Source organism: Cupriavidus sp. SIMBA_020, assembly GCF_046535395.1.
Classification (GTDB): Bacteria; Pseudomonadota; Gammaproteobacteria; order Burkholderiales; family Burkholderiaceae; genus Cupriavidus; species Cupriavidus campinensis.
The window spans coordinates 1-406 of record NZ_JAWRWU010000111.1 but is presented as its reverse complement, the minus strand read 5'-3'; the positions used below and the strand labels follow the sequence as shown (position 1 = coordinate 406).

Below are 406 nucleotides of genomic sequence, written 5' to 3'. Positions count from 1 at the left end.
AGGCACTTGGAGTCCATCTCCAACAGGTCCGACACACGACGACGAACGCTCGCGACCAAACTTGCTTCGTCTCGCGTAGGCAATACGGTCGGCCAACCAGCAGTGAACATGAGGCGTTGGGGTAACTCGCTCTCGATTGCTTGACGCCTTTCCGACAACACTTTGCTACGTGCAATCCGGTCACGTAGATCGGTTGAGAGGAGGTGCGGCGCTACGTCGGCGAGCCAGCGGCTGCCTTGAAACGCAAACGTCGAGGACGCTTCGAGTTCGACCATCTGGACGTACAACTCGTGGTTGTCCGGACAGTTGCTTGCCGCGAGGAGATCCTGTTGTGAAGACATGATGCAGGAGGCGCAACTTACGCGACTCGCACCGTACATTGTGTATGCCTCGTGGAGCGCGAGTC

General features: G+C 57.9%; 1 pseudogene. It reads right to left on the bottom strand.

The features are described from left to right. Window positions 1-275: pseudogene (locus tag SB751_RS28385) on the bottom strand (hypothetical protein); the annotation flags it as partial. Between the last annotated feature and the right edge of the window lie 131 nt (window positions 276-406).